This window comes from Cobetia sp. SIMBA_158 (assembly GCF_046566945.1).
Classification (GTDB): domain Bacteria; phylum Pseudomonadota; class Gammaproteobacteria; order Pseudomonadales; family Halomonadaceae; genus Cobetia; species Cobetia amphilecti.
Window position 1 is genome coordinate 1 of record NZ_JAWJYL010000007.1, and the last position, 25213, is coordinate 25213.

Annotated in this window: 23 protein-coding genes; 18 read left to right on the forward strand and 5 right to left on the reverse strand. The window is 59.5% G+C overall.

From position 1 onward, the window contains the following. The first annotated feature begins 24 nt into the window (after positions 1–24). Positions 25–144 (forward strand): PAAR domain-containing protein, encoded by a 120-nt coding sequence (locus R2R70_RS11750; RefSeq protein WP_410978201.1) that lies wholly within the window; start codon positions 25–27, stop codon positions 142–144. Positions 145–636: 492 nt separating this feature from the next. On the opposite strand, the gene R2R70_RS11755 is transcribed toward R2R70_RS11750, so the two are convergent. Both R2R70_RS11755 and R2R70_RS11760 read right to left on the reverse strand, forming a co-directional pair. After that, entirely contained in the window at positions 637–1596 is a 960-nt protein-coding gene (locus tag R2R70_RS11755; protein ID WP_410978068.1) for a formylglycine-generating enzyme family protein, read from the reverse strand. A gap of 191 nt (positions 1597–1787) precedes the next feature. Beyond that, entirely contained in the window at positions 1788–2693 is a 906-nt protein-coding gene (locus R2R70_RS11760) for a formylglycine-generating enzyme family protein (RefSeq protein ID WP_410978069.1), read from the reverse strand. Between R2R70_RS11760 and R2R70_RS11765 the strand changes: the two genes are divergently transcribed. The 9 genes from R2R70_RS11765 to R2R70_RS11805 all read left to right on the forward strand — a co-directional run bounded on the left by R2R70_RS11765 (position 2586) and on the right by R2R70_RS11805 (position 12337). Beyond that, the gene (locus R2R70_RS11765) at positions 2586–2921 is read left to right on the forward strand and encodes a PAAR domain-containing protein (protein WP_410978070.1); all 336 of its coding nucleotides are present in this window, start codon (positions 2586–2588) and stop codon (positions 2919–2921) included. The genes R2R70_RS11760 and R2R70_RS11765 overlap by 108 nt on opposite strands. 297 nt (positions 2922–3218) lie before the next feature. Then, positions 3219–3851 carry a putative quinol monooxygenase gene (locus R2R70_RS11770; protein WP_410978071.1) on the forward strand — a complete coding sequence of 211 codons (633 nt, stop codon included), beginning with the start codon at positions 3219–3221 and terminating at the stop codon, positions 3849–3851. Between the two features lie 335 nt (positions 3852–4186). Then, positions 4187–4900, forward strand: coding sequence for a UTRA domain-containing protein (locus tag R2R70_RS11775; protein WP_410978072.1), 714 nt, complete (start codon positions 4187–4189; stop codon positions 4898–4900). Between the two features lie 145 nt (positions 4901–5045). Further along, a complete protein-coding gene (locus R2R70_RS11780; RefSeq protein WP_410978073.1) occupies positions 5046–6092 on the forward strand; it encodes a putative 2-aminoethylphosphonate ABC transporter substrate-binding protein in 1047 nt (348 codons plus the stop codon). A 62-nt stretch (positions 6093–6154) separates the two neighbouring features. After that, a complete protein-coding gene (locus R2R70_RS11785; RefSeq protein ID WP_410978074.1) occupies positions 6155–7378 on the forward strand; it encodes a putative 2-aminoethylphosphonate ABC transporter ATP-binding protein in 1224 nt (407 codons plus the stop codon). After that, the gene (locus R2R70_RS11790) at positions 7378–9066 is read left to right on the forward strand and encodes a putative 2-aminoethylphosphonate ABC transporter permease subunit (protein WP_404326922.1); all 1689 of its coding nucleotides are present in this window, start codon (positions 7378–7380) and stop codon (positions 9064–9066) included. The genes R2R70_RS11785 and R2R70_RS11790 overlap by 1 nt, the downstream gene beginning before the upstream one ends. Before the next feature lie 49 nt (positions 9067–9115). After that, positions 9116–10255 carry a 2-aminoethylphosphonate--pyruvate transaminase gene (locus R2R70_RS11795; protein ID WP_410978075.1) on the forward strand — a complete coding sequence of 380 codons (1140 nt, stop codon included), beginning with the start codon at positions 9116–9118 and terminating at the stop codon, positions 10253–10255. 13 nt (positions 10256–10268) lie between these two features. Beyond that, a complete protein-coding gene (phnX, locus tag R2R70_RS11800; protein ID WP_410978076.1) occupies positions 10269–11087 on the forward strand; it encodes a phosphonoacetaldehyde hydrolase in 819 nt (272 codons plus the stop codon). A 353-nt stretch (positions 11088–11440) separates the two neighbouring features. Beyond that, positions 11441–12337, forward strand: a complete 897-nt coding sequence (locus R2R70_RS11805; protein ID WP_410978077.1) for a drug/metabolite transporter — start codon at positions 11441–11443, stop codon at positions 12335–12337. Between the two features lie 117 nt (positions 12338–12454). Here the strand turns inward: R2R70_RS11805 and R2R70_RS11810 are convergent, their stop codons facing one another. Both R2R70_RS11810 and R2R70_RS11815 read right to left on the reverse strand, forming a co-directional pair. Continuing rightward, positions 12455–13936, reverse strand: a complete 1482-nt coding sequence (locus tag R2R70_RS11810; RefSeq protein WP_131431813.1) for a mannitol dehydrogenase family protein — start codon at positions 13934–13936, stop codon at positions 12455–12457. 140 nt (positions 13937–14076) lie between these two features. Continuing rightward, on the reverse strand, positions 14077–15837 hold the full coding sequence (locus R2R70_RS11815; protein WP_410978078.1) for a purine-cytosine permease family protein: 1761 nt from the start codon (positions 15835–15837) through the stop codon (positions 14077–14079). Between the two features lie 793 nt (positions 15838–16630). On the opposite strand from R2R70_RS11815, the gene R2R70_RS11820 reads away from it, so the two are divergent. Beyond that, complete coding sequence (locus tag R2R70_RS11820) at positions 16631–17035, forward strand: RcnB family protein (protein ID WP_410978079.1); 405 nt, start codon at positions 16631–16633, stop codon at positions 17033–17035. A 136-nt stretch (positions 17036–17171) separates the two neighbouring features. On the opposite strand, the gene R2R70_RS11825 is transcribed toward R2R70_RS11820, so the two are convergent. After that, the gene (locus R2R70_RS11825) at positions 17172–17780 is read right to left on the reverse strand and encodes a helix-turn-helix domain-containing protein (RefSeq protein WP_165873916.1); all 609 of its coding nucleotides are present in this window, start codon (positions 17778–17780) and stop codon (positions 17172–17174) included. Between the two features lie 328 nt (positions 17781–18108). Here R2R70_RS11825 and R2R70_RS11830 point away from each other — a divergent pair, with 328 nt between their 5' ends. The 7 genes from R2R70_RS11830 (at position 18109) to R2R70_RS11860 (ending at position 25152) form a co-directional block, all read left to right on the forward strand. Then, positions 18109–19167 carry a C4-dicarboxylate ABC transporter substrate-binding protein gene (locus R2R70_RS11830; RefSeq protein ID WP_410978080.1) on the forward strand — a complete coding sequence of 353 codons (1059 nt, stop codon included), beginning with the start codon at positions 18109–18111 and terminating at the stop codon, positions 19165–19167. A gap of 81 nt (positions 19168–19248) precedes the next feature. After that, the gene (locus R2R70_RS11835) at positions 19249–19764 is read left to right on the forward strand and encodes a TRAP transporter small permease subunit (RefSeq protein ID WP_043334025.1); all 516 of its coding nucleotides are present in this window, start codon (positions 19249–19251) and stop codon (positions 19762–19764) included. Further along, a complete protein-coding gene (locus R2R70_RS11840; RefSeq protein ID WP_107335043.1) occupies positions 19761–21089 on the forward strand; it encodes a TRAP transporter large permease subunit in 1329 nt (442 codons plus the stop codon). The genes R2R70_RS11835 and R2R70_RS11840 overlap by 4 nt, the downstream gene beginning before the upstream one ends. A 31-nt stretch (positions 21090–21120) precedes the next feature. Then, the gene (locus R2R70_RS11845) at positions 21121–22161 is read left to right on the forward strand and encodes an Ldh family oxidoreductase (RefSeq protein WP_410978081.1); all 1041 of its coding nucleotides are present in this window, start codon (positions 21121–21123) and stop codon (positions 22159–22161) included. A 309-nt stretch (positions 22162–22470) separates the two neighbouring features. Further along, positions 22471–23565, forward strand: coding sequence for an ADP-ribosylglycohydrolase family protein (locus R2R70_RS11850; protein WP_199852360.1), 1095 nt, complete (start codon positions 22471–22473; stop codon positions 23563–23565). Positions 23566–24402: 837 nt separating this feature from the next. Continuing rightward, entirely contained in the window at positions 24403–24747 is a 345-nt protein-coding gene (locus R2R70_RS11855; RefSeq protein ID WP_043334022.1) for a hypothetical protein, read from the forward strand. A 66-nt stretch (positions 24748–24813) separates the two neighbouring features. Continuing rightward, the gene (locus tag R2R70_RS11860; protein ID WP_410978082.1) at positions 24814–25152 is read left to right on the forward strand and encodes a hypothetical protein; all 339 of its coding nucleotides are present in this window, start codon (positions 24814–24816) and stop codon (positions 25150–25152) included. Positions 25153–25213 lie beyond the last annotated feature (61 nt).

Genomic DNA, 25213 nt, shown 5'->3' on the forward strand with positions numbered 1-25213 from the left:
AAGGATGGCCACAGCACCTGCAGCATCATCGAGGGGCATCCCACTATCAGCTTGAATGGCAAGCCGGTAGCGTTTCATGGCTGCCATACGGCATGTGGGGCGGCGCTGATTTCTGCCGTGAGTGGCAAGCACGGCTTGGGGTGAGGGCGTGAGCTTGCCCATGTGGTATCTGTATTCGATGATCCCGTAGCCTTGGCTGCGGGATTTTTCGTTCTGGCTTTGTGTGACTTTCTGTTCTCTACCCATCCGTCGTAGAGAGCTGACTGAGGAGACTGTCATGGTTACCAGGCTGGAGTCCTTGTCTATATAAGGGCTGCATGTCTTGTTGGTGCCGCTGTCTCTTGATCACCATGATGCTCTGTCGGAGGCCACCAGTCATGAGCAATTGCATCGTCTTTTGTATACCAGTATCCCAAACGATACGGGGATGGCAGCGGAGCTATTACGTAGGCTGGCATTTGAGACGATGCAGACGTTCTCGATTTAAATGTGACGACGGGCAGGATGGTCGCATGGCGACCCGCATGCATATCAGTCAAAGTGTATCATCGTCTAAAGATCGAATTAACTTGAGACTCCAAGCCGATACAGTACTCGTTAAGGAAGATCAGGTTTGATTCGCTCAGCACGATATTCTTATTTGGTTATAGATATACATCTGAATGTGTGTTCTGCTAGAGGTAGACTCTTTGTGTTGCCGTCTGCAGCTACAAATTCCCCATTTGCTTTAGAGCTCCTACGATTAAAAGTGAACATAGCTGTAGGGCCTTCACCAAAACCTCCACCTCGCTCGACTTTTTCACTACCACTATTAGGGCCTTGGGGGTTAAGCTGAGGTGAGTTTTTATAGTAACCTTCACTGTACCAGTCATTTGTCCATTCGAATCCGTTGAGCCCCATTTGATAAATTCCTAAAGGGTTCGGTGGGATCGCTTTTATTTTGCTGGGAGATAATGAAGAATTAGCTGGAGTGCTATTTTTAATTTCTTCATGTGTAGATATATTAACACCCCTCTCAAAAGAGCCATCATTTGTTGCAAAAATATAAAATTGACCCCTTGAGCGCGCAGCAAACTCCCACTGTGCTTCCGTAGGTAATTTATAGGTGCTGTCAGTATTAGCAGAAAGCCAAGAGCAATAGTCATTGGCTTGGTGCCACGTGATTCCCGCTGGAACATTAGGAGCTCTATATTTTTTCTCAATGCCACTGTTGTTTATAGTTTGTTTTCCAGTGGCTAACGTATAGGTATCAAAATCATCATAAGATACTTGAGTCGCAGAAATAGAATAACTATCAAGAGTCACTGTATGTAATGACTTGTTGTCTTTGTGAACGGAGTAAGGCAAGCCATTGGTCCCCTCATCAATAGGCCCAAAATCGCCCATTTGGAAAGTACCACCTTTGACAAAAATCATATTGTCTTCAGTTTTTTTGATAAGAGTCGCGATTTTTTCCTGATCGGAGGTAGTAAGTTTCTGACTGTTGGAGTCGGATTCTTTACACCCTGAGAGCATTAAAAGAAATATTACTGAAATAACAAGGGAAGATGAAATGCTCACTTTATCTACCCAGATGGTTTTGGTATTATAACACATTGTCATTTTTCTGCTTATAAGTAAATGTGGAGCTGTAAATTGTAGCTATATTGGATAGCAAACACATCGTTGATACCAGCATCTCAGATCTTTGAAAAATAAGAATTTGATCGCAATTTAGTTGTGCAACAGCGTACCTGATCGGTTTGCTATTGCTCTCTGTATCTGCCGTCATAGCTAAATCAGTACGCTTAGTCTATTTCATCACTTACGACGCAACGAAAAGAAAACTCCGTGTGAAGAAATTTGTCGCCTATTTTAGGATGGGCATGATAACGTTTTACCGTCAATGTACCTCCCCAGCCTTGGCCATTCGATATACCTCTTACTACTTTTTCATCACCCTTGTCTGGGCCTCTTGGATTCTTTTGAATGGTGCTATCATAATAATCTTCCTGATACCAATCTAGTACCCATTCATAACCATTGTCTCCCATTTGGTACAGCCCTAGGGGGTTAGGTGGGTACATATCAACAGGGTAGGGTGCAAGACCACTCGAATCGCCAGCCTCAGTTGCGCCTCTTACTTCTTCATTTGTAGGGATGCTCTTACCTTTTTCTAAAGTGCCTGTACTAGTACCATAAGGGATAAATTGCCCACCGGATCGTGCTGCATACTCCCACTGTGCTTCTGTTGGTAATGTAAAGGGCAATGAAGTTTTCTCAGCTAGCCAACCGCAATACTTTTTGGCTTGTTGCCAATTTACACCAGCAGGCACATTATCCTGACGGAATCGCATTTCATATTTGTTAGAGTTATTGATCTTCTCTTTACCCGTAGCCTGTGTATAAATATCGTATTCTGAATATGTTACTTTGGTGGGTGACATGTAGAAGGTATCTAGTGTGACCTGGTGCAACGGCTTATTATCCTGTTCTGCACTATAAGGTAACCCTTTGTTGCGACCTTTCAGGTTGGGGTCTATAGGGCCGAAATCCCCCATTTGGAAGCTACCCCCTTCAACGCGAACAAGAGCATCTTTTGTCTGTTGAATCAATGCATCGACACCTTTCTGATTGCTTATATCAGCATTAATATTATTGCAAGCGCTAACACCTATGGCAGAGAGTGTCGTCAGAACAACTGTATATTTCATGAATGTCCCTATAAAACTGTCGCATCCGTATTCTGCGGCTGGCCGCTTGGCGATGCAGCTTCGTTACAAATATGTCTTCAAAACAACCCTGAGTTTGACACATACAGTATCATCTTGGGTAATCCCACCATCAGCTTGAATGGCAAGCCGGTGGCGTTTCACGGCTGCCATACGGCATGTGGGGCGGCGCTGATCTCTGCGGCAAGTGGCAAGCACGGCCTGGGATGAGAGTGTGAGCTCGTCTAGGAGATATCTGTATTCGATGATCCCGTAGCCTTGGCTGCGGGATTTTTCGTTCTGGATCTGCGTTAGCGCCGCAGTCTCATGTTTCAAGCGCCGCATTGCTGTGGAGGGGGCTGCATTCACGTTCAAGGTTTCATTGAAAGTCTTTCTCCGCGCCGCGGGTTTTTCAGCTAGGCAGCGAAAGATAGTGTCAGTCACTTCCCGAGACAGAGCTGCTGCCACGTGACGCAGCAGATCTTGCCGTTGGGCCGATGACAACCACTGACTAAAAGGGGCATCTCCATGCTCACCTTGATCGTGAAATTTGACGTCAAGCCCGAACAACTCGATACCTTCAAGCAGGCCTTGGCTGACAACAAGCTGGGCTCAGCGGCTGAACCGGGGATGCTGGAAATGCGTTTCTTCGCGGCCAAGGATTCTCCCACCACCATCTTCGCCTACGAGCGCTGGGCAAGCACCGAAGCGCATCAGGCACATGTGAACCAGCCCTACGCGCAAGCCTTGCTGAAACTGGCTGACACGGCGTTGGCATCGCCATTCGAGGTGATGCCCTTGAACGATACTGACCCGGCGCCATTGCAGGAGGCGAACCCCAGGCACGTGCAGCCGGAAGATGAGGTATTCAGTATCTTCTTCATCTTCAAGATCAAGGAAGAATATCGCGCTCGGTTACTGCAGCAATTCACCACGCATGTGGCGAAGACGCGCAGTGAGGAGCCGGGCAATCTCGTGTTTGATCTGTATACCATCGACGGGCAGGACGACACGCTGGTGATATACGAGCATTGGCGCACGGAATCAGACCTGTGGGACATTCACTTCCAGCAGCCCTATGCCATCGAGACAGGCAAGCTGTTGGAGCAGGCCATGGTCGGGGACATGAAGCAGTACCTGAATATCGTCAGCGAGTTCTGAGTTATCCCGCCGGTCATTCGTTTCCTGCTTGCCCATTCGATGCGCAGCCCTTAGAGGCTGCGCATTGTGCGTTCACCTCCCTTTGAATATCAGCGTGTCATCCCACCGCCATCCACGCCTGTGAGCTCAACCAGGCGGCTGTCATGAAATCCTGCAGCGCCACCGGCACATAAGCTGGCAGGTCAGTGCGAGTCACGCAGATGTGATAGTTTCTGGAGCGTCCAGCCGTTTGGCGGCGCAGAGCCCCGGGCATTTTCTTCGCCGGCGGGGCAAGCGGCGCCGTGTTATTACCCGGTAGTGGCAACCCTCTTCATCTTTTGTCAGGACTCCCCGTCATGAGTGATGCGTATTACCTCCACCTTACCGATCGCCTGCGCGAACAGCTGAAGGACCCTGATGCCTTTGAAGAAGGGCGATTGCCTTCTGAACGAGTGCTGGCCGAGCGCTTCGATACCACGCGCGTGACGTTGCGTCAGGCGTTGGGGCAGCTGGAGGGGGAAGGGCGCATTCATCGCAGCAATCGGCGTGGGTGGTTCGTGTCGCCGCCGCGGCTGGATTACGACCCCACGCGTGACTCGGGCTTCAATGACTATGTGACGGCGCAGGGGCGGCGCCCACGGACGGAAGTGCTGCTGACCGATGTTCAGGCCCACCCACCGGCTGCGCAAGCGCTTGGCCTGGCGGCCCAGACACCGCTCTATCATATTCGCCGCCGGCGTTTCGTGGATGAGCGCGCCGTGCTCAGCGAGTCGATGTGGGTGGTGCCAGAGCGCGCGCCGGGACTGCTCGAGGAGGGCCAGTTCGGGGTGTCACTGTGGGCGGAGCTGCGCGGGCGCTACGGCTTGACGCTGGCCCATCGTGAGCTGCGCTTCTACTCCGAGTCGCTGGGGGAGCAGGCCGCCCGGGAGCTGGGGGTCGCCATGGGCAGCCCCGGTCTGACCGTACGTCGCGCTACCTTCGATGAGCAGCATCGTCCCATCGGCTATGACGAAGAGCGCTGGCTGCACAATGCGCTGTGCATCACCGTCACGCTCAAGAACAAGCCCTGAAACCGCGCTGCAGGGACACTATATGAGGTAACGCTGTTTCACTGGGCCTTCAACTGACTGTCACGAGGGTGTCATTCGGCCCGCTCATACTCTTGGTATATACCAGATGGCGAGAGCCATTCATTCCAAGCGTTGGAGAGTCCCGATGTCCTTCTTGACCCGTTCCTTCCTCACCCGTTCCTTGCTGGCCAGTGCCGTTGGTCTGGTTGTTTCCCTCAATGCCCAGGCGGCCACCGAGCTCACCGTCTATACCGCGGTGGAGTCCGATGATCTGCAGAAATATGCCGAACGCTTCCAGCAGGCGCACCCGGATATCGACATCAAATGGGTGCGCGACTCCACGGGCGTGATCACCGCACGATTGCTTGCCGAGAAGGACAACCCGCAGGCGGATGTGGTGTGGGGCCTGGCCGCGACCAGCCTGCTGGTGCTCGAGAAGGAGGGCATGCTGTCGCGTTATGCCCCCAAGGGAGTCGAGGCGCTGGATACCAAGTTCGTCGACCCCGCCTACCGTGATGGCCAGGACCCGTCCTGGGTCGGGATGGACGCCTGGGTCGCCTCGCTCTGCTACAACACCGTCGAAGGTGAGCGACTGGGAGTGCCCAAGCCGACGTCCTGGGAAGACCTCACGCGTCCCGAGTTCAAGGGCCACGTGTTCATGCCCAACCCGAGTTCTTCCGGTACCGGCTATCTGGATGTCGCCAGCTGGTTGCAGCTGTGGGGTGACGACGGCGGCTGGGATTACATGGACCGCCTGCACGACAACATTGCCCGCTACACCCACTCAGGCTCAGCGCCCTGCAACCTGGCCGGTTCCGGCGAGGCCGTGGTTGGTGTGTCCTTCGCCTTCCGAGGCGCGCGCCTCAAGGCACAGGGCGCACCGGTGGATCTGGTCTTCCCCGAGGAAGGGCTGGGCTGGGACATGGAAGCCGCGGCGATCATGAAGGGCACCGACAAGCGTGAAGCGGCGCAGACACTGATGGATTGGGCAGTGTCCAAGCCGGCCAATGAACTCTACAACGAAGGCTATGCGGTCGTGGCCTATCCGGGGGTGGCCAAGCCGATCGAGCATTATCCGGCCAATATCACCGAGATGATGATCGAGGCTGACTTTGCCAAGGCGGCCAACCAGCGGGATGCAGTGCTCGCCGAATGGCAGCGCCGTTACGACGGCAAGTCCGACAGTCAGTAAGTCACGCCCAGCCACCTTCGTCATTGCCCCGGCGCCTTGCGCCGGGGTCGGGAGTTTCTCGCATGTCTCTTGTGACCGCACCCCCGCGTCATCACGCCTCGCGTCAAGCGCCGCCATCGACTGCCGGCGCCTCGCCTCGCGCGGTATCCGCCCCTGCAGCCCGGGCGCCTGCGCGTGACGCAGCGCCTCAGGCACTCACCACGCGTTCTGCGTCGTCAGACAGCATTCACCTCAAGATCAGCGGCCTCACCAAGCGCTATGGCCAGTTCACGGCCCTGAGCGAGATCGACCTCGCGATCCGCGAAGGCGAATTCGTGTGCTTCCTCGGCCCCTCCGGCTGTGGCAAGACCACCTTGCTGCGCGCCATCGCCGGGCTTGCGCCGCAGAGCGAAGGCACCATCCACCAGCGCGGCCAGGACATCTCACGGCTGCCGCCGCAGGCGCGCGACTTCGGCATCGTCTTCCAGTCCTATGCGCTGTTCCCCAATCTCACCGTGTTCGACAACGTGGCCTATGGGCTGCGCAATCGGCGCGATGCGCGTGACGCGATGCGCCGCCGCGTGACGGAGCTGCTCACCCTGGTGGACCTGGCCGGCAGTGAAGGCAAGTATCCGGCGGCCCTGTCCGGGGGCCAGCAGCAACGCGTGGCACTGGCGCGGGCGCTTGCGACCGAGCCGGGGCTGCTGTTGCTCGATGAGCCGCTTTCAGCACTGGATGCGCGCGTACGCCTGCATCTGCGCAGTCAGATCAAGGCACTGCAGGCACGGCTGGGCGTCACCACCATCATGGTGACCCACGACCAGGAAGAGGCCCTGGCCATGGCGGACCGCATCGTGGTGATGAACCATGGTGTGATCGAGCAGATCGGCACCCCCGCCGAGATCTATCGTCAGCCGGCGAGCGCCTTCGTGGCCGAATTCATCGGCAGCATGAACTTCCTGCAATGCTGTCCCGAGAACGCCAGTACTCTGCGTCTGGGTCAGCAGCGTCTGGAATGCGCGGCGCATGATCTTGAGGGGCTGGATCAGGCGCGTCTGGCCATTCGCCCGGAAGCCGTCTCGCTGTGCGCAGTGGGTGAGGGGCTGCCGGCGCAGGTGGAGCACGTCGAGTTTCTCGGCGCCTTCCTGCGTATCACTCTGACGCTTGAGGGCTGTGGGCAGACACTGTCGGCGGATGTGGCGCTCAAGGACAGCGAGTCACTGGGCGTGCGGGTCGGCGCCCGGGTGGGTGTGCGTCTGCCGTCCGAGGCGATCCGCCTGTATCCGCTGGTGGAGGCGCAGGCATGATGGCGCGCGCATTGCCCTTGTCGGGTCGGCTGTCAGGCGAGTCCGGCTTGCGTCTGTTGATGTTGCTGCTGGCCCTGGCATTGCTGGTCATCGGCCTGCTGTTGCCGCTGGCCACCATGCTGATCAAGAGCGTGCAGGACCGCAGCGGCGACTTCGTCGGCCTGGCCAACTTCGCGCGCTATGTGCAGACGCCGGCGCTGGTCGGCTCGATCATCAATTCCGTCAGCATCGCGTTGATCAGTACCCTGACGGTGGTGAGTCTGGCGTTCCTGTGCGCGTACGGCATCACCCGCACCTGCATGCCGGGCAAGCGCGTCTTCCGCATGCTGTCCATCCTGCCGCTACTGGCACCGTCACTGCTGCCAGCCATCAGTCTGGTGTATCTGTTCGGCAATCAGGGCTGGTTCAAGGATGTGCTGCTGGGGGAGAGCATCTACGGCCCCATCGGCATCGTGATGGGCATGACCTTCTGGATCTTCCCGCATGCGCTGATGATCATGATGACAGCGCTCAGCAACAGCGATGCCCGTCTCTATGAAGCCGCGGATGCGCTGGGAACGCCCAAATGGCGCAGCTTTCTGACCATCACCTTGCCGGGGGCGCGCTACGGCATCATCTCCTGTGCCTTCGTGGCCTTCACGCTGGCGATCACCGATTTCGGCGTGCCGAAGATCATCGGCGGGCAGTTCAGTGTGCTGGCCACCGATGTCTATCGTCAGGTGGTGGGGCAGCAGAACTTCCAGATGGGCGCGGTGGTCAGCGTCATCCTGCTGTTGCCGGCCTTGCTGTCCTTCGCGGTGGACCGCTGGATCCAGCGCCGTCAGGTCGCGCAGCTCTCGGCGCGCGCCGTGCCCTGGCAGCCGACGCCAAGCCCGCTGCGCGACTGGGTCTTCGCGCTGCTCTGCTACGGCGTGGCCGCCGCGATTCTGGCCGTGATCGGCACCGCCATCTATGCCTCGCTCGTGCAGTTCTGGCCCTACAACCTGAGCCTGACCCTGGATCACTACGCCTTCAAGGCGCTGGCGGGCGGTGGCTGGGACGCGTGGCTCAACTCGCTGACGCTGGCCTTCTGGGTCACCTTGATCGGCACGCTGGTCATCTTCTTCAACGCCTGGCTGACCGAGAAGAGTCAGGGCTATCGCCCGCTGCGCCAAGGGCTGCACTTCATGGCGATGATGCCGATGGCCGTGCCGGGTATGGTGCTGGGTCTGTCCTACATCTTCTACTTCAACCAGGCCGACAACCCGCTGAACTGGATCTACGGCACCTTCGCGATTCTGGTGCTCAACACCCTGGTGCATTTCTATACCGTCTGCCACCTGACCTCGGTGACCGCGCTCAAGCAGCTCGATGGAGAATTCGAGGCGGTCGGTGCCTCACTCAAGGTGCCGTTCTGGAAGACCTTCTGCCGCATCACCTTGCCGGTGTCCCTGCCGTCAGTGCTGGATATCTCGGCCTATCTGTTTATGAACGCGATGACGACCGTCTCGGCGGTGGTATTTCTCTACAACAGCGATACCCGACTGGCCTCCATCGCGGTGATGCATCTCGACGAAGCCGGCCACTTCGCCAGCGCGGCCGCCATGGCAGTGCTGATCTTCTTCACCTGTCTGGGCGTCAAGCTGCTGCATGCGGTGGTCAGTCATCTGCTGTTGACCCGTGCTCAACGCTGGCGACAGGCGACCTGATTACGCTGTTGGCCGTCTTTTTTTTGTGCAAATTAACTGGTATATACCAATGAGTATTCAACATCCGTACCTGCTGACTCCCGGTCCCTTGACCACCAGTGAGAGCGTCAAGGCCGCCATGATGAAGGACTGGGGCTCCTGGGATCAGGACTTCAACACCAAGACCGCCGAGATCTGCCAGCAGTTGCTCCGTTGTGCCAATGCCAGTGAGCACCATGAGTGCGTGCCGATGCAGGGCAGCGGTACCTTCGCGGTCGAGGCGGCGCTGGGCAGTCTGATCGAGCCGACGAGTACGACGCTGGTGCTGGTCAATGGCGCCTATGGCAAGCGGCTGGTCAGTCTGCTGACTCGCATGGGACGCGACTGCGACGTGCTGGCGTGGGGCGATGCCGAGGCGCCGTGTGCCAAGGCCGTGGCCGACAGACTCGCGGCAAGGCCCGAGATCGGTCATGTCGCCATGATTCACTGCGAGACAAGCTCCGGGATGCTCAATCCGGTGGCGGACATCGCCGCGGTGGTGGCAGCACACGGTCGTGAGCTGATCCTCGATTCGATGAGTGGCTTCGGGGCGCTGGAGATCGATGCGCAACGTACTCCGTTTCTGGCGCTGATCTCCTCGGCCAACAAATGCTTCGAGGGGGTGCCGGGGTTCGGCTTCGTGATCGCCCGGCGCGATGCGCTGCAGGCGGCACAGGGGCGTAGCCACTCATTGTCGCTGGACCTGCACGATCAATGGCAGTACCTCAAGCGCACTGGGCAATGGCGTTATACCCCGCCGACTCACGTGGTGGCGGCGTTTCACCAGGCGCTGAAGGAACACGCCGAGGAGGGCGGCGTCGCGGGTCGCCACGCCCGGTATCACGCCAACATGCAGCGACTGGTGGCAGGCATGCGTCAGCGCGGCTTCACGACCCTGCTCGACGATGCCTGGCTGTCGCCGATCATCACCACCTTCCTGAGCCCGGCACACCCGGACTTCGACTTTTCACGTTTCTACGCCGAGCTCAAGGCACGTGGCTTCATCATCTACCCGGGCAAGCTCACCGACGTGGAGAGCTTCCGCATCGGCAGCATCGGGCAGCTGGATGTCCGCGTGATGGATCAACTTCTGGCCGCCGTGGATGACGCGCTGGCCACCCTGGGTGTCGACGATGCCCGCCCGTGCGCTGACGCTGTCGCACTCAACTGACTGGAGAACTGTCATGCAATATCACACCCCGGATCGTCTGCAGGCTGCCATCTTCGATTGGGCCGGCACCCTGGTGGATTTCGGCTCCTTCGCGCCGACCCAGATCTTCGTCGAGGCCTTCGCGGAAATCGGCGTGGCCATCAGTCTGGAAGAGGCGCGCGGCCCGATGGGCATGGGCAAATGGGAACACATCCGCACCCTGTGTGATGACCCTGCGATCGCGGCCCGTTTCGAGGCGGCCTGTGGCCACGCCCCCAGTGATGCCGATGTCACGGCGCTTTATGAGCGCTTCATGCCGCTGCAGATCGACAAGATCGGGGCGCACTCCGCACTGATTACCGGCGCGCTCGAGGTCATCAACGGGTTGCGCGACAAGGGCATCAAGATCGGCTCCTGCTCCGGCTACCCCCGCGAGGTGCTCGAGCAGGTCGTCGCACGGGGCAAGGGCAATGGGCTGGTGGTGGACCATGTCGTGGCCACCGATGAGGTGCCCAAGGGGCGGCCCTCTCCGGCGCAGTCTCTGGCCAATGTCATCGCGCTGGGCATCACTGACGTGGCGGCCTGCGTGAAGGTGGATGACACGGCGCCGGGGCTGCTGGAAGGTCGCAGTGCCGGCATGTGGACGGTCGCGTTGACCTGCTCCGGCAACGCCATGGGGCTGGATCACGCGGCGTTCATGGCCCTGTCAGAGGCAGAGCTCAATGAAAGGCGCAGCAGAATCGAAGCCCAGTTCGCGCCGTCCGGGCCGCACTTCATGATCGACACCATCGCGCAGCTGCCCGAGGTGATCCGCGAGATCGAGGCGCGTCTGGCGCGCGGTGAGCGCCCCTGACAGCCTGGTGACGGGGTGGCGACGCCAGGCCTGATGCTGCACTGCCTGTCACCTCGCTCGCCCACCTTGATCTACCATTTCACCCCACCACTTCACTCCACCCCTTCAGGCGCCAGCCTCGGGTCCTTGCACAAGGCCTTGAGGCTGGCGTCTTCTCGCAAAAGGTAAGGACATATGCTCATTGGCGATTGCCGCCTGGTTGCCCTGAAAGCTCGTAATTTCCGCATGCCCGTCCGCATGCCTGTCCCCATGCACGGGCAAGCTCACTCTCAAGCCCAATTTCATGTTCAGGCCCAATCTCATGTTCAAGCTCAAGCTCAAGTTCAAGCCCACACGATTGTCGTGAGTGCCTCTTGAGCCCACTGGCGCTGGGACTCATCCTGATCTCGGTCTGTCTGCATGCCGGCTGGAATCTGCTCGGCAAGGGGCGGGCGCCGTCGCTGGCCTTCTTCATGCTGGCCATGGCCAGTGGTGCGCTGATCTTTGCGCCGCTGCTGGGGCTGGGGCCGTCGTTTGCCGTGCTGCCCGCTGAATTCTGGGGCTGGCTGGTGGCCTCCGGACTCTGTCAGGTGCTCTACATGGGCGGACTTGCCTGGGCCTATGCGCGCGGCGAGGTCAGTGTGCTGTATCCCATCGCGCGGGCCTTGCCGGTGGTGCTGGTGCCGCTGGTGTCGCTGAGCCTGCTGGGCAGTCAGGCACTTACGGCGTTGGATCTGGTCGGCATGGGGCTGATCGTGCTCGGCGCGTTGGTGCTGCCCTTGAGCAGTCCGCAGGGCCTGCGCCCCTCGACCTACCTGACGCCCGCGTTGGGGTTCGCGCTGCTGGCAGCAGTCGGTACCACCGGCTATTCGCTGATCGACAAGCAGGCGCTGGATATCATGGTGAGTGTCGGTTACTCGCCCACCTCGGCGGGGGCTGTCTTTCTGGTGTTGCAGGCCATCATGACTGTCGCCTGGGGCGCGCTGCTGGTGATATTGCTGCCGGCAGAGCGTCGCCGTCTGCCCGCGCTATGGCGGGGGGAGCGGAGCAGCATGGTGCTGACCGGCGTGATGGTGATGGCGACCTACGGGCTGGTGCTGGTTGCCATGACGCTGACGGCGGAGGTCAGCCTCGTCGTGGCGATGCGTCAACTGTCGATCCCGCTGGGCGTGATGCTCGGGGTGCTCTGGTTGCGCGAGCGAGCGGCCATCGCCAAGTGGATCGGCATCGTCATCATGCTGGCGGGACTGTGGACCGTTGCGCTGGTATGAGGAGAGGCGTGGCGTGAGGCACAAAAAAAGCGAGACAGGCGGCTGCCTGTCTCGCTTTTGTCTTTCTGCGGGCGCTGGCGGGGCATCACGTTGTCGTGAACCCCTTCACCGCCATGCTTACTTGGCGTCTGCCACCAGCATTTCCAGCGTGGCGCGCGCGCCGTTGTCGTGCAGGCTCTTCAGCGCTGCCAGGTAGGCGTCGCGGAAGCGCGGCTGATCGACCAGATCACCGAACAGTTCACGGTTGTCCAGGAAGGCAGTCGGCTCTTCGCGCTGACGGCTGGCACGCTCCATCAGCTCGTCCTTCAGCGGATCGACCACGTCGATGGTCTCGCCTTGCTCATCCACGCCTTCTGCATAACGTGCCCAGCTGGCCACGACGGCTGCGGTACGACGCAGTTCGCCGTCGGTCTTGAGCTGTGCGTGTGCCACCGGGATCAGGAACTTCGGAATGCGGTCGGAGGTCTCGGCGCACAGACGCGCGAGGGTGTCCTTGACTTCCGGGTTGGCGAAACGCTCGATCAGCGTGCGGCAATGGGCGTCGAGATCGATACCCGGCAGCTGGGCCAGCGTCGGGCGAGCTTCCTCGTTCATGTAGCCGAGCAGGAAGTCGACGATCAGCGGGTCGTTGCAGGCTTCATGCGCGTAGCGATAGCCGGCCAGGTAGCCGAAGTAGCACAGTGCCTGGTGACCGGCGTTGAGCAGACGCAGCTTCATCAGCTCATAGGGCTCGACATCTTCCACCGGCTGCACGCCGGCATCTTCAAAGGCCGGGCGGCCATTGGCGAAGTGGTCTTCCAGCACCCACTGGGTGAAGGGCTCGCAGACCACCGGCCAGGCGTCTTCCACGCCGAAACGTGAGGACAGCTCTTCGATGTCAGCCGGCGTGGTCACCGGCGTGATGCGGTCGACCATGGAGTTGGGGAAGGGCACTTCGGCTTCGATCCATGCCGCCAGTTCTGCATCACGTGCACGCGCGTAGGCAGTGAACATCTTGTGAGCGACGTTGCCGTTGCCTTCGATGTTGTCACAGGACATCACGGTGAACGGGGCGACGCCACGCTCGCGACGACGTGCCAGGGCTTCGGTGATCAGGCCGAAGCTGGTCTTGGCTTCCCCCGGGTTGGCCAGGTCGTGCTGGACGTCGGCGTTCTCGAGGTTGAATTCGCCGGTGACCGGGTGGAAGTTGTAGCCACCTTCGGTGACGGTCAGCGAGACGATGCGGATCGCCGGGTCGGCCATCAGCTCGATGACGGCATCCGGGGAGTCCGGGGCAAAGCGGTAATCGATGATGGAACCCACCACGCGCGGCTCATAGTTGCCGTCCGGGTGCTTGAGTACCACGGTGTAGAGGTGGTCCTGCGAGGCCAGGGCTTCCTGCATGCGGCGGTCGCCCGGCATCACGCCGACGCCGACGATGCCCCAGTCCAGCGCCTTGCCCTGATTCATCAGCTCGTCGAGGTACATGGCCTGGTGCGCACGATGGAAACCGCCCACGCCGAAGTGGACGATACCGGCGCTGACCGCAGTGCGGTCATAGTTCGGAGTGGCTACCTTGGCGTCCAGCTGAGTCAGACTGGCATTGGAGAGACGGGTCATGGGGAGGTCTCCTGCCGCGTGTCGCGGTCGAGTCGAGATGGGTAAAGAAAGGGTAGGTCGTAACGGCCAGCGGCGAAGGTTACCCGTGTGATTCAGGCTTCCTTCGCCGCTGGCGTGGCAGAGGGCGAGCCCCTGCCGACTCAGCTAGCGGTGGCCGCTTGCTTGGGGGACTGCTTGTTGAACAGCGCCTTGCTGCGCTGCAGCTCCCAGTACGCGAAGATGAAGTAGATGATCGTCGACCAGATGGTCACGTCATAGAACAACTCACGATTCGCTTCGTAGCTGGCCAGGTCCGGGCTGCCGAACAGCACGCGCAGCGCGAGGACCATCGGCACCGCCAGGCCCAGCACCATCCAGACGGCCTTGATGACCTTGGTCAGACCCGAAGTGTCCTTGACCGGTGCGTGGTTGGTGGTCTCGGCCTGCTTGGCGTGCAGGGCTTCGACACGCTCCTGGAATTCCCGCTCGGCCGCTTCGGCTTTCGGGTAGGAGGCGGCAGCACCGGCAGATCTGGCCATCAGGGTGTAGAGGATGATGGAGACGAACCAGGTCGGCAGGAACAGGTAGTAGAACGGGATCACGTCGACCATCTCGAGGCCAAAGCCGAAGATCAGTGACAGCGCCCAGGTCGCCAGTGCCGGCGTGTTGTGCTTCACGCCCTTGTAGCGCGCCCAGTAACGGCTGAAGCCGAGTTTCGGGAACAGGTGATGCTCAGCGAAGATGATCCCGCCGACCGGCACCAGCACCAGACCCGCATAGGTCAGCAGCGGCAGCATGCTGCGATAGACGAAGGGGAAGCAGCTGAGCACGGCAACGCAGATACCCACGGCCAGCGTCGCCTTGTTGCGCGACAGGTTCGGCATCGCCGACTGGGCGGCAAGGCCCGCGCGGTACAGGTTGGCGTTGGCCGTGGTCCAGCCTGCGACGACCACGATCACGAAGCCAGCGGCGCCAAGGGCGTGCAACGCCACTTCGCCCGGTTCCAGTACATCGATGCTGATACCGGCGACGGCAGCGGTGGCCGCGCCCATCAGGCCGGCGGAGATCCAGGCGACATAGTGGCCGAACATCATGCCGGTGCTGGTCGCAAGGCCGGAGCGCATGCGCTTGGCATAGCGCAGCAGCGCCATGTCGATCAGACCGAAGTGGGAGAAGGTATTGGCCGCCCAGGAGAAGCCGATGACTTCCCAGATGCCGATGCCCGCTTCGCCCTGGGAGTTGATCCCGGTGAAGACGGTACTGCCGGCGACATCAATGAAACTCGAGAAACTGTTCAGGCTGGTTTCACCGGTGACGGACTCCGCCAGTTCCGGCAGCAGTACCATGCCGCCGACGGTGAACATCAGCATCAGCCACGGGGCACAGATGCTGGCGAATTCGGTCAGGGCATTGAAGCCATAGACCGCGACCAGTACCACGATGGCCGCCACGGCCAGTGCCAGCAGGATGAACTCGAAGCTGGTGGGGTAGGCCTGGGTCTGGGCCGGAATGTCGAACAGCAGCCTGACCGCCGTGGCGGAAACGGTGATCATGGCCGCCGATATGGCGGTGAATATGACCACGTTGGCCCAGTTGTAGAGCCGTGACATCGAATCACCGGCAATACGGTGAAGATAGGTGAAGAGGCTCAGACGGGTCTCGATCGCGATTGGCGTCGTGATCAACCAGAAGCTGAGCACTGCGAGGCCATTACCGATCAGCAGGCCCAGCAGGATATCCCAGATACCGGCACCGAGCGCCACGAAGGTGGCACCGATGACGAACTCGGTCGCGGCAACGTGCTCGGCGGCATAGAGACCGGCAAAGTGCGGCCACCGGTGCAGTTTATGACGTGGTACCGGCAGTAGCTCATCGTCCATCTGGGCGATCTGCCGATCCAAATCTGGCGCAGTACTGGCCATGATTGGCTCCTGTTTTTTTACGGCTTGTCTTGCTGCTCCTACCCGAGATGTCACGCAGTCGCCTTGGCGATCCTGTCGGCGATGACGAGGGTAGATCGTCTATTATCGATCAAATGACTCATGTGTGGTGCAAATGATCGGTGAATGGTCATCAAAACGCAAAGCCCGCGTGCTTGAACTTTGGGCTATGTCCTTTAGTGGTTATGGCTATTGAGGTCATGAATGTGCTGAAGGCCGCATGAAAGCTGGGCTTGCGTAGAGGTGTCTCGATTCAATGACACGATTCAGCAAAATGGATTTTTCCGTTCTCACACCCCGTTCGGCGCCTGAAGCATTGTGTCCTGGCTAAAACGGCCAACGATCCAGGGCCAGATATCTCACATCTCTGAGGGTGAGCTTGCACCGATATGGTGCGAGTGGCGTACCAGGCATCGTCGCCTTTTTGCCATGCCTCAGCAGTCTCCTGATCGAGGCTCGAGAGTCGAAAGGGGAAAAGGGATAACGGGAAGGGAAGCGGAAAGGGCAGCAAAAGTCGAGTCGCTGCGAGAGAGCACTATAGAGAGCGCTATAGAGGTGGCGACATATGAAGGTGGGTGTTGGTCAGTGGCGACATCGGTTTCGGCATAATGCGACGGAAAGTGCATGAAATAACGACAAAGAACGAGAAAAATGAGACATCTTGCGGCGTTCCTCAGTTCTCGCTAAGGTTGCGCAACACTGTTTCCTAACCAGGAAGCCCTCAACACGACTCCCGGCGCCTGATTGGCGACGGGGCAAGGCGAGGAGGCCAGCCATGCGAACGCGCACACTGACCATTCTGATGATGATATTCACGCTGCTGGGAGCCCCGCTGGCTCAGGCAGGACCGCACGATAGAGGCCACGGGCATCATGACCGTGGGCATGGCCACCACGACCGCGGCCATCACGGTAAACAGCACAAGAAGCACCACAAGCACCACAAGCAGCAGCGCCACCATGAACGCCGCCGTCATGAGGCGCGACGCCATCACCAGTGGCGCCGTGGCGACCACCTGCCGCGTCATTACTACTCCGATAGCCGCTACTGGGTGAAGGACTGGCACCATCGTCACCTCTCCAAGCCGCCGCGCGGGCATCGTTGGCTGAACATCGATGGGCGCTATGTGCTGGCCGCGGTGGCGGGTGGCGCGATCACGGCCATCATTCTCAATCGCTGATTCCAGCCGCGTGTTCATACGTCAGTAAGTCAGCAAGACCAAAGACAAGGGCCTCCAGTGAGGCCCTTTCTCGTGCTTGTCGTTCACGTTTTGACATGGCGAGGCTGCCAACGCACGTCAGGCCCGGGCAGCATTCTCAGGCGTAGGCGCTGCATACCCAGGTCATGGTTGCCGGGGTGTCACCGTTGTAGGTGATGGCGTGTCCGAGGGTACTGTCGAAGGCCAGGCTGTCACCGACCTTGAGCTGGATGGGGTCGTAGAGTTCGGTCCAGACCGTCACCTCGCCGCTGGTCACGATGATCTGTTCCTGGCCGGAATGTTTTTGCAGGCCGCCGAACTCCTCGAGACTGCGATTGAGCACGGTGGTTTCCAATACCATGTATTCCTTGGATGCCACGTTGTTGCAAAGCGGTCGATAGCGGTAGTTGGGCGTCTCGATGACTTCTCCCTCCTGCGCTCGCGTCAAGGCGAGCCAACCCCGAAATGACGTGTCCTCCGTGTGATAGAACAGCTCGCTGACATCCACGTTCAGGCCCTTGGCGAGATTCACGATCGCCTCGAAGGTCGGTGAGATGCGTCCATTCTCGATTCTCGACACGCTGGCCGCCGAGATTCCCGACGCGCTGGCCACGGCCGCGATGGTCAGCCCTTTCTCCTTGCGTAGTGCCTTGAGATTGTCACCAATGGCGCCTGCCTTGCGTTCTCGGTGCTTCAGGGCGATCGGCGTTTCCTGGTGGGGTGTCATGTCAGCGTGCTCCATCGTGTTCGTCTGCTGGGGTGGCGTCTGTTGCTGCCTATGCCGGTGTAGCGCAAGGGCACGAGCTTTCAGGTCATGCTGCGGCAGGGAGAGGCATGAACGCCATGATGGGGTCCATTTAGGGCTTCCATGAGCAAAATGTCGAGCCTGATATCCATATTTGACCCAATATTGCGTATATGCAATTGTGGGGGCGAATGCGCAATCGACAGTGGCCGCCCACTGGGCGTGTGCTAGGCCTCAGCCTGTATCAGGCATTCGCCTGCAGGTACGCATGGCATTGCACTCTAATTAAAATAATCTTGGGAAAACAATAATGTACAACTTCAAGAAACAGCTCCTCGGTATGGGTATCGCTGCCAGTCTGTTGGCGACTGCCACGACTCAGGCGGCGGACATCGAGTGGAAGATGGCGACTCCGTGGGGCGGTGGGCCCTGGCTTGAACGGGATGCCAAGACCTTCGCGGACTATGCAAACGAATTGACCAATGGTGACGTGAGCATCCAGGTGTTCCCCGGCGGCACCTTGGGTGGTGCGCTGCGTGTCACCAATACCGTGAAGTCCGGTGTTGCACAGATCAGCCATAACTACATCAACTACGACTACGGAACTGACCCGACGGCAGCACTGCTGGCCGGGCACTCCAGCGGCCTGACGCCGGAAGAATTCATGCTGTGGATGTACGAGGGCGGCGGTGTCGAGCTCTATGAAGCCTTCCGTCGCGAGGTGTTCGGCGTCGTGGCCTTCCCGTGCTCGACCCTGGGCACCGAGATATTCCTGCACTCGAGCAAGAAGGTGCAGACTCTTGAAGACTTCCAGGGACTGCGCCTGAGGACATCGGGTGCCTGGGCTGAAATCGCCTCACGCCTTGGGGCCTCTACCGTGGTGATGGCCGGCAGTGACATCTATACGGCGTTGGATCGCGGTGTGATTGATGCGGCGGAGTGGGGGAGTCCTGAGCTCAACAAGCCGACGGGTTTCCAGAATGTGGCGCAGTACGTCATCTTGCCCGGCATCCATCAGTCGGGCGGCATTCTTGAGTGTGAAGTGAATGTCGATGCCTGGGACGGCCTGAGCGAAGCCCAGAAGAGCCAGTTGCGTCTCGCGGGCAAGCTGAGCGTGTTCGAGTCCTGGCTGGATAGCTCCTTTGCCGATCTCAAGGCCTTCAAGGAGTTGGAGGAAGGCCCCAACGAAATCGTGCAGCTGGATCAATCCTTCATCGATGCCATCTACGAAGAGACCCGTGCCTGGGAAGATGAGAAGGCGGGCGAGAATGAGTGGTTCGCACGTGTGCTTGAGTCACAACGTACCTTCAAACAGAGCATGACGACCTGGCAGGATTACCGTTTGCCGATCGGGGAAATGGGGCGCTGAGTCCTCTTGAATGATGTCCCTGGCCCGGGCGATACCTGTATCGCCCGGGCTCTTTCCTTGTCGTCATCCTGGTGAGTTGCCATGAAAATCGTCGCTGTCATTGAGCGCCAGACCCGCTGGGCCGGGTATCTGGGGGCAGTCTTGATACTGCCGCTGGTGCTTGCGTTGGTCTATGAAGTCTTCAGTCGTTATGTGCTGGGAAAGCCCACCTTATGGGCGTTTGAAGTCAGCTACATGGTGATGGGCGCCATCTTCATGCTTGGCATGGCAAATGCCCTGCGTGTCGGCCAGCACGTCAGTGTGGATGTGTTGAGCCAGAATTTTGCACCGCGTCTCAGAGCTGGAGTTCATCTGGCCTGTTATGCGGTGTTGCTGCCGGTATTGATGTGGCTTGTCTGGGAGCTGTCGCTCTATGCGCTCGAGGCGTTCTCCAGCAATGAGCGCTCCGGGCGTTCTGCCTGGAATCCGGTGATCTGGCCGGTCTTTGGCGTGTGGTGGCTGGGCTTTGTCTATCTGACGCTGCAGGTGATCGCGGAGATGTTGAAGCTCTGGAGCACACTGCTGGGCCATGATCATGGCGCGGAGGTGTCCTCATGAGCGACTTCATTGCCCTCATCATGTTCCCTGCGCTCATCGCTCTGATCGTGCTCGGTTTCCCGATCGCGTTCTCGATGATCGTCGTCGCTACCGTCTTTGGTGTTGCCCAGTTCGGGGATGCCGCGGCCTATCAACTGCTGACCAAGATCGAGGATACGGCGTCCAACTCCATTCTGGCTGCCGTGCCCTTGTTCATCTTCATGGGCGCGATGCTCGAGAATTCCGGCATTGCCGAGCGACTGTTCGGTGCCATCCATCTGTGGACACGCCGGATGCCCGGCGGACTGGGCGTCGGCGCGGTCATCATGGGCACCATCTTCGCCGCCGCCAGTGGTGTCGTCGGGGCCACCGAAGCGGTGATCGGCATGCTGGCCGTGCCGGTCATGCTCAAGCATCACTACGACAAGTCGCTGATCTCCGGCACCATCTGTGCCAGTGGCTCATTGGGCACGGCGATTCCGCCTTCCATTACCGTGGTCATTCTCGGGCCTGTGGCCGGCGTTTCTGTCGGATCACTGTTCAGTGGTCTGCTGATCCCGGGCCTGTTGATGGCGCTGTTGTTCCTCCTCTATATCGTCGTGGTCTGTGCGCTGAAGCCAGCCCTTGCGCCGCGACTCAAGGAAGATGAGCAGCATCCGGGGTGGGGCAAGCTGCTCACCATTACCCTGAGTGCGCTGCTGCCGACCATGAGTCTGATTCTGGTGGTGCTGGGCACGATTCTGATGGGCATCGCCACGCCGACGGAAGCGGCGGCCTGTGGGGCGCTCGGCTCCGTATTGCTGGCCTTGGGGTATCGCAATCTCACGCTGTCCATCCTGTGGAACGCGGCGATACGCACACTCAACATCACCGCGATGATTCTGCTGATCGTGCTGGGCGGCAACATGTTCGCGGGCGTCTTCTTCGCCTCCGGCGGGATGGCCACCGTACAGTCACTGCTGCTGGATACCGGCTTGAGCCCGTGGCTGATTCTCGGTGCCATCCTGCTGATCGCCTTCCTGGCCGGTTTCGTGCTCGACATGATCTCGGTGGTCCTGATCGTCATCCCCGTGGCGATGCCGGTCATCGGCCTGCTCGGGTTCGATGAGATCTGGTTCTGCGTGGCCTTCCTGATCGTGATGCAGACGAGTTATCTGACACCGCCGTTGGCGCCCTCCATCTTCTATCTGCGTGCCATCACGCCTCCTGAAGTGACGCTGAAGCACATGTACAAGGGGGTGATGCCCTTCATCTTCCTGCAGCTGGTGGTGTTGGCGCTGATCCTGGCCTTCCCGGGACTGGCGCTGTGGTTGCCTGATGCCATCAGCGGACCGTCATGGAAATGATGGACACCTTATTGGAAAGGAATGAGTTCGTATGAGTGATGCAACACAGGAAGAGACAGGAATGGACGTCAATCTCGATCGGGCAGCGCTCAAGACGCTATGTCACGAGGTGCTGAGCCACCATGGGTTCAGTGAGCCACATGTCGATGCCATGAGTGACGCGCTGGTAGCGGCGGAAATGGACGGCTGTCGTTCCCATGGGCTCTATCGCCTGATGGGGTTCGTCGCGACACTGAACAATGGCGGTGTGGTGCCGGACGCCGTGCCGGTCGTCGAGGATACGGCACCCTCCATCGTCAAGGTGGATGCCAAGGGGGGCTTCTCGTCGCTGGCCTTCCAGCAGGGCGTGCCTGAGCTGCTCGACAAGGCGTGTGCCAATGGCATTGCCATTCTGGCCATCAATCATTGCGTGCATGGCACGGCATTGTGGGTAGAGATCGAGCGGCTGACGCGTGAAGGACTGGTCGCTATCGCCTGCAATCCGACTCAGTCGTACATGGCGCCGTATGGTGGCAGTCAGCCTCTGCTGGGGACCAATCCCCTCGCCTTTGGCTGGCCGCGTGAGGACGGAAACCCGTACGTATTCGACTTCGCCACCAGTGCCATCGCGCGCGGCGATATCGAGCTGCATCGTCGCCAGGGGGACAAGATTCCGCTCGGCTGGGGTGTCGATCGAGAGGGCGAGCCGTCACAGGACCCGACGGAAGTGCTGGACCATGGCGCGATGCTGCCCTTCGGTGATCACAAGGGCTCTGCGCTGGCGATCATGATCGAGTTGATCGCAGGGCCGCTGATCGGCGACATGCTGAGTATCGAATCCAGCGAACACGATCAGGGCAAGGGGAGCCTGCCGTATCATGGGGAGTTGATCATCGCGATAGATCCCGCGCGCCTCACGGGCGGCAGCACCCAGCAGCACATGCTGCGCTCTGAAAGGCTGTTCGAACTCGTGAAGCAGCAGGGCGCAAGGCTATCCTCCGAGCGTCGCTTCAAGGCTCGCCAGAAGCATCAAGAAGAGGGCGTCACGCTTTCGAGAGCCTTGTATGACGATATCCTCAAGCTGGCCTCATGAATCTCCGTGTAGACCGAGCAGCAGAGTGATCGCTGAGAGCACACCGCGGAAAGTCACAATTGCATGAAGAAGAACGGCCGCCTCTTGGGCGGCCGTTCTTGTATGAAGGTCTCTATCGTCGGGCTTGTCATCGGCGTTGTCTTCGGTGCTGCCAACCTCACGCCTGCCGATACTGAGCGCCCATCCAGTTCTGCCTGATTATGCGCACCACTGGTTGAGCCTGCTTTTCAGCAAATGAGCAGATGCTGATAGCGTAAGACGTATTGAGGGTGGCTGACGTCACCTGAAGGGCACGCAGGGGAGAGGCACATGACGCTTGAGATGACATCGCGGTTTCGTGGTTGCCTGTTGGGCGGTGCGGTGGGTGACGCCCTGGGGGCGGCGGTGGAGTTCCTGTCGCACGAGGAGATCCAGGCGCGTTTCGGCAGTGATGGAATAGCCGACTATGCACCGGCCTATGGTGGGCTGGGGCGGATTACCGATGATACGCAGATGACGCTGTTTACTGCCGAGGGCCTGCTGCGCAGTCATGTGCGTGGCTGCTTGAGAGGCATCACGACGCAAAGTGGTCTGGTCAGCAGCGCCTACGAGCGCTGGCTTTACACCCAGGGCGAACGCTCGCGGCAGGAGACCGAGCAGGAATGGTTGGACAGTGGCTGGCTGATCAAGCAACGCGAGCTCCATTCGCGGCGCGCCCCGGGCATGACATGCCTGTCAGCGCTCAAGCAGATGCGTGCCTACGGTGACAAGGCGCAGAACGACAGCAAGGGCTGTGGTGGGGTGATGCGTGTGGTACCTGTCGGCTTGTTCGCGCATGCGATGGGAGCCTCCCATGAGATGTGCTTCGAACTCGGAGAAGAGGTCTGTGCGCTGACCCATGGGCACGTCACCGGCCAGCTGACCGGCGGCGTGCTGGCGGTGATGATCCAGTGTCTGGTGGCGGGGGATTCGATGGCACAGGCACTCGCGCATGCCCTGCGTATTCTCGAGCGCAAGCCGGGCTGTGATGACACCCTGCAGGCCCTGGAGCAAGCCGGCGCCCTGGCCGAGTCCGAGACGCCGGCACCGGCCGCAGTAGTATTGCTGGGGCTGGGGTGGATCGCGGAAGAAGCCTTGGCAATCGCTGTCTACTGCGCGCTCACTGCCCGGGATTTCCGCTCTGCGATTCAGCTCGCGGTCAATCACGACGGAGATTCGGATTCCACCGGGGCCATCACGGGCAATCTGCTCGGGGCGCAATGGGGCGAGGAGGCGATACCGAGTGACTGGCTGGCGCCCCTTGAACTGCGTGATGTGATCGGCGAGATCGCCAAAGACCTGCACGACTGCCCCCGCTGGGAGCTCTACACCGATGGTGGGGGCAAGGATGAAAAGTGGGCCTGGGAGAAATACCCGGGCTATTGAGGCGCGGTGCAGCAGCATGAAAAAACGCGGAGCCATCTTCCAATGGCTCCGCGTTTTCGTGTCTGGACAACAATTTTCATCGCCCGTCGCGATGCAAGGGGAGCGTAGAGGAGCAGGGAGCGCTTGAAACAGGTGACTTGAGAGGGCATCCACGGGCTTCGTAAGCGGTTGATAATACTATGCTTATTACCAAAGTCGTAGATGAGTGTCTGTCCAGCTGGTCAGGTGAGTGACACATTGGTTCGTGATTGGAATCAATGCTGTTCCAGTGGAGGGATATCTCGCGTGGCGGGTTTCGTCCACAATGCGCTCATTCCACATTGCACGAAACGGCAGTCTGGATTCGGTCAATGGCTGGCGCCTGTCAAGACGCCTTCCACTTTTTTGAAGATGGCATGCATCCAACCCGTTGGCGCAAGCGTAAGACTCTACAAGCACAACGGTGAGGGTTTCAGCAGGGTAGAAAGACATACTGCTGACGAATGCCTTCCTCATGATCGCGACCAAAGTTGAAGCGTCTGGCAGCGGTACCGGAGCAGACCTGAGTGACTGATCGACATTCGATCACTGGCGACATGCACTTTCATGGTTGTACAGAAGTGATGCAAAAAGCTTGCAAGGGTTTTGCGTGGTGAGGGACTTCACCACTTACGGGTACCGAGGCAATGACAAGGCATCGCAATCTGGTTCTTTGATGGAAACAGTGAGCTGCCAGCGACACGGCTAGTGTGATAGCGAAATAATCATTAGTCTGTTAACAAGTTAGACGGGTGCAGCCGAGACTGCACACGACATCACAAGGGCAACATCGCCCAGGACAAGCAAAGGAAAATCATCATGAAAACTCTGAACCTCAAGACTCTGATCGCCGCCGCCGCGCTCGCTACCGTGAGCACTGCCTCCTTCGCAGCGGATGACAGCCCGGCCGCACAGCGTGTTCAGCAGTCCGTCAGCCAGGACGTCGTCGTCGGCACTGCCCAGCAGGCACCGACTGCCCAGGCCACCTTCGCCGATACCGGCATGAGCGTTGCCGCAGGTCGTGTCGAGACTGCCCTCAATCAGTCCGCCATCGAAGGCAAGGGTGTTGCCACCGTCAGCCGCGAGCAGGCCTTCGACAATGACGCCGGCAAGAGTGTCGCTGCTACCCGCGTTCAGCACGCCCTGAGCGACAGCAACGTCTGAGCCATTCAGTCGTCTTGCCCGGGCACTCACGCCCACTGACCACTTTGTTCATCGAGGAGAATCATCATGAAAACCATCAAGACTCTGATCGCCGCCGCCGCTCTCGCTGCCGTCAGCACCGCCACCTTCGCCGCGGATGACAGCCCGGCCGCCCAGCGTGTCCAGCAGTCCATCAGCCAGGACGTCGTCGTCGGCACCGCTCAGTCAGCCGCTACCCAGCAAGCCAGCTTCGCGGAAACCGGCATGAGCGTCGCGGCAGGTCGCATTCAGCAGTCCATCAGTGCCGATCGCATCCATGGTCAGTCGCACACTGTGGCCACTGCCAGCCAGGCATTCGATAACGATGCCGGCAAGAGTGTCGCAGCGACTCGCGTCCAGCATGCCCTGAACGACAGCAACGTCTGAACCATCGTCAAGCCTGACCTGGATTGCCGGGTCTGATCATCGCTTTGCTTTTTATCGAGGA

Excerpts from the sequence above, each read along its gene's own strand:
- R2R70_RS11755 (WP_410978068.1), bottom strand. The coding sequence starts at position 1,596 with ATGTGTTATAATACCAAAACCATCTGGGTAGATAAAGTGAGCATTTCA.
- R2R70_RS11760 (WP_410978069.1), bottom strand. The coding sequence starts at position 2,693 with ATGAAATATACAGTTGTTCTGACGACACTCTCTGCCATAGGTGTTAGC.
- R2R70_RS11770 (WP_410978071.1), top strand. The coding sequence starts at position 3,219 with ATGCTCACCTTGATCGTGAAATTTGACGTCAAGCCCGAACAACTCGAT.
- R2R70_RS11775 (WP_410978072.1), top strand. The coding sequence starts at position 4,187 with ATGAGTGATGCGTATTACCTCCACCTTACCGATCGCCTGCGCGAACAG.
- R2R70_RS11780 (WP_410978073.1), top strand. The coding sequence starts at position 5,046 with ATGTCCTTCTTGACCCGTTCCTTCCTCACCCGTTCCTTGCTGGCCAGT.
- R2R70_RS11785 (WP_410978074.1), top strand. The coding sequence starts at position 6,155 with ATGTCTCTTGTGACCGCACCCCCGCGTCATCACGCCTCGCGTCAAGCG.
- R2R70_RS11790 (WP_404326922.1), top strand. The coding sequence starts at position 7,378 with ATGGCGCGCGCATTGCCCTTGTCGGGTCGGCTGTCAGGCGAGTCCGGC.
- R2R70_RS11795 (WP_410978075.1), top strand. The coding sequence starts at position 9,116 with ATGAGTATTCAACATCCGTACCTGCTGACTCCCGGTCCCTTGACCACC.
- phnX (WP_410978076.1), top strand. The coding sequence starts at position 10,269 with ATGCAATATCACACCCCGGATCGTCTGCAGGCTGCCATCTTCGATTGG.
- R2R70_RS11810 (WP_131431813.1), bottom strand. The coding sequence starts at position 13,936 with ATGACCCGTCTCTCCAATGCCAGTCTGACTCAGCTGGACGCCAAGGTA.
- R2R70_RS11815 (WP_410978078.1), bottom strand. The coding sequence starts at position 15,837 with ATGGCCAGTACTGCGCCAGATTTGGATCGGCAGATCGCCCAGATGGAC.
- R2R70_RS11820 (WP_410978079.1), top strand. The coding sequence starts at position 16,631 with ATGCGAACGCGCACACTGACCATTCTGATGATGATATTCACGCTGCTG.
- R2R70_RS11825 (WP_165873916.1), bottom strand. The coding sequence starts at position 17,780 with ATGACACCCCACCAGGAAACGCCGATCGCCCTGAAGCACCGAGAACGC.
- R2R70_RS11830 (WP_410978080.1), top strand. The coding sequence starts at position 18,109 with ATGTACAACTTCAAGAAACAGCTCCTCGGTATGGGTATCGCTGCCAGT.
- R2R70_RS11835 (WP_043334025.1), top strand. The coding sequence starts at position 19,249 with ATGAAAATCGTCGCTGTCATTGAGCGCCAGACCCGCTGGGCCGGGTAT.
- R2R70_RS11840 (WP_107335043.1), top strand. The coding sequence starts at position 19,761 with ATGAGCGACTTCATTGCCCTCATCATGTTCCCTGCGCTCATCGCTCTG.
- R2R70_RS11845 (WP_410978081.1), top strand. The coding sequence starts at position 21,121 with ATGAGTGATGCAACACAGGAAGAGACAGGAATGGACGTCAATCTCGAT.
- R2R70_RS11850 (WP_199852360.1), top strand. The coding sequence starts at position 22,471 with ATGACGCTTGAGATGACATCGCGGTTTCGTGGTTGCCTGTTGGGCGGT.
- R2R70_RS11855 (WP_043334022.1), top strand. The coding sequence starts at position 24,403 with ATGAAAACTCTGAACCTCAAGACTCTGATCGCCGCCGCCGCGCTCGCT.
- R2R70_RS11860 (WP_410978082.1), top strand. The coding sequence starts at position 24,814 with ATGAAAACCATCAAGACTCTGATCGCCGCCGCCGCTCTCGCTGCCGTC.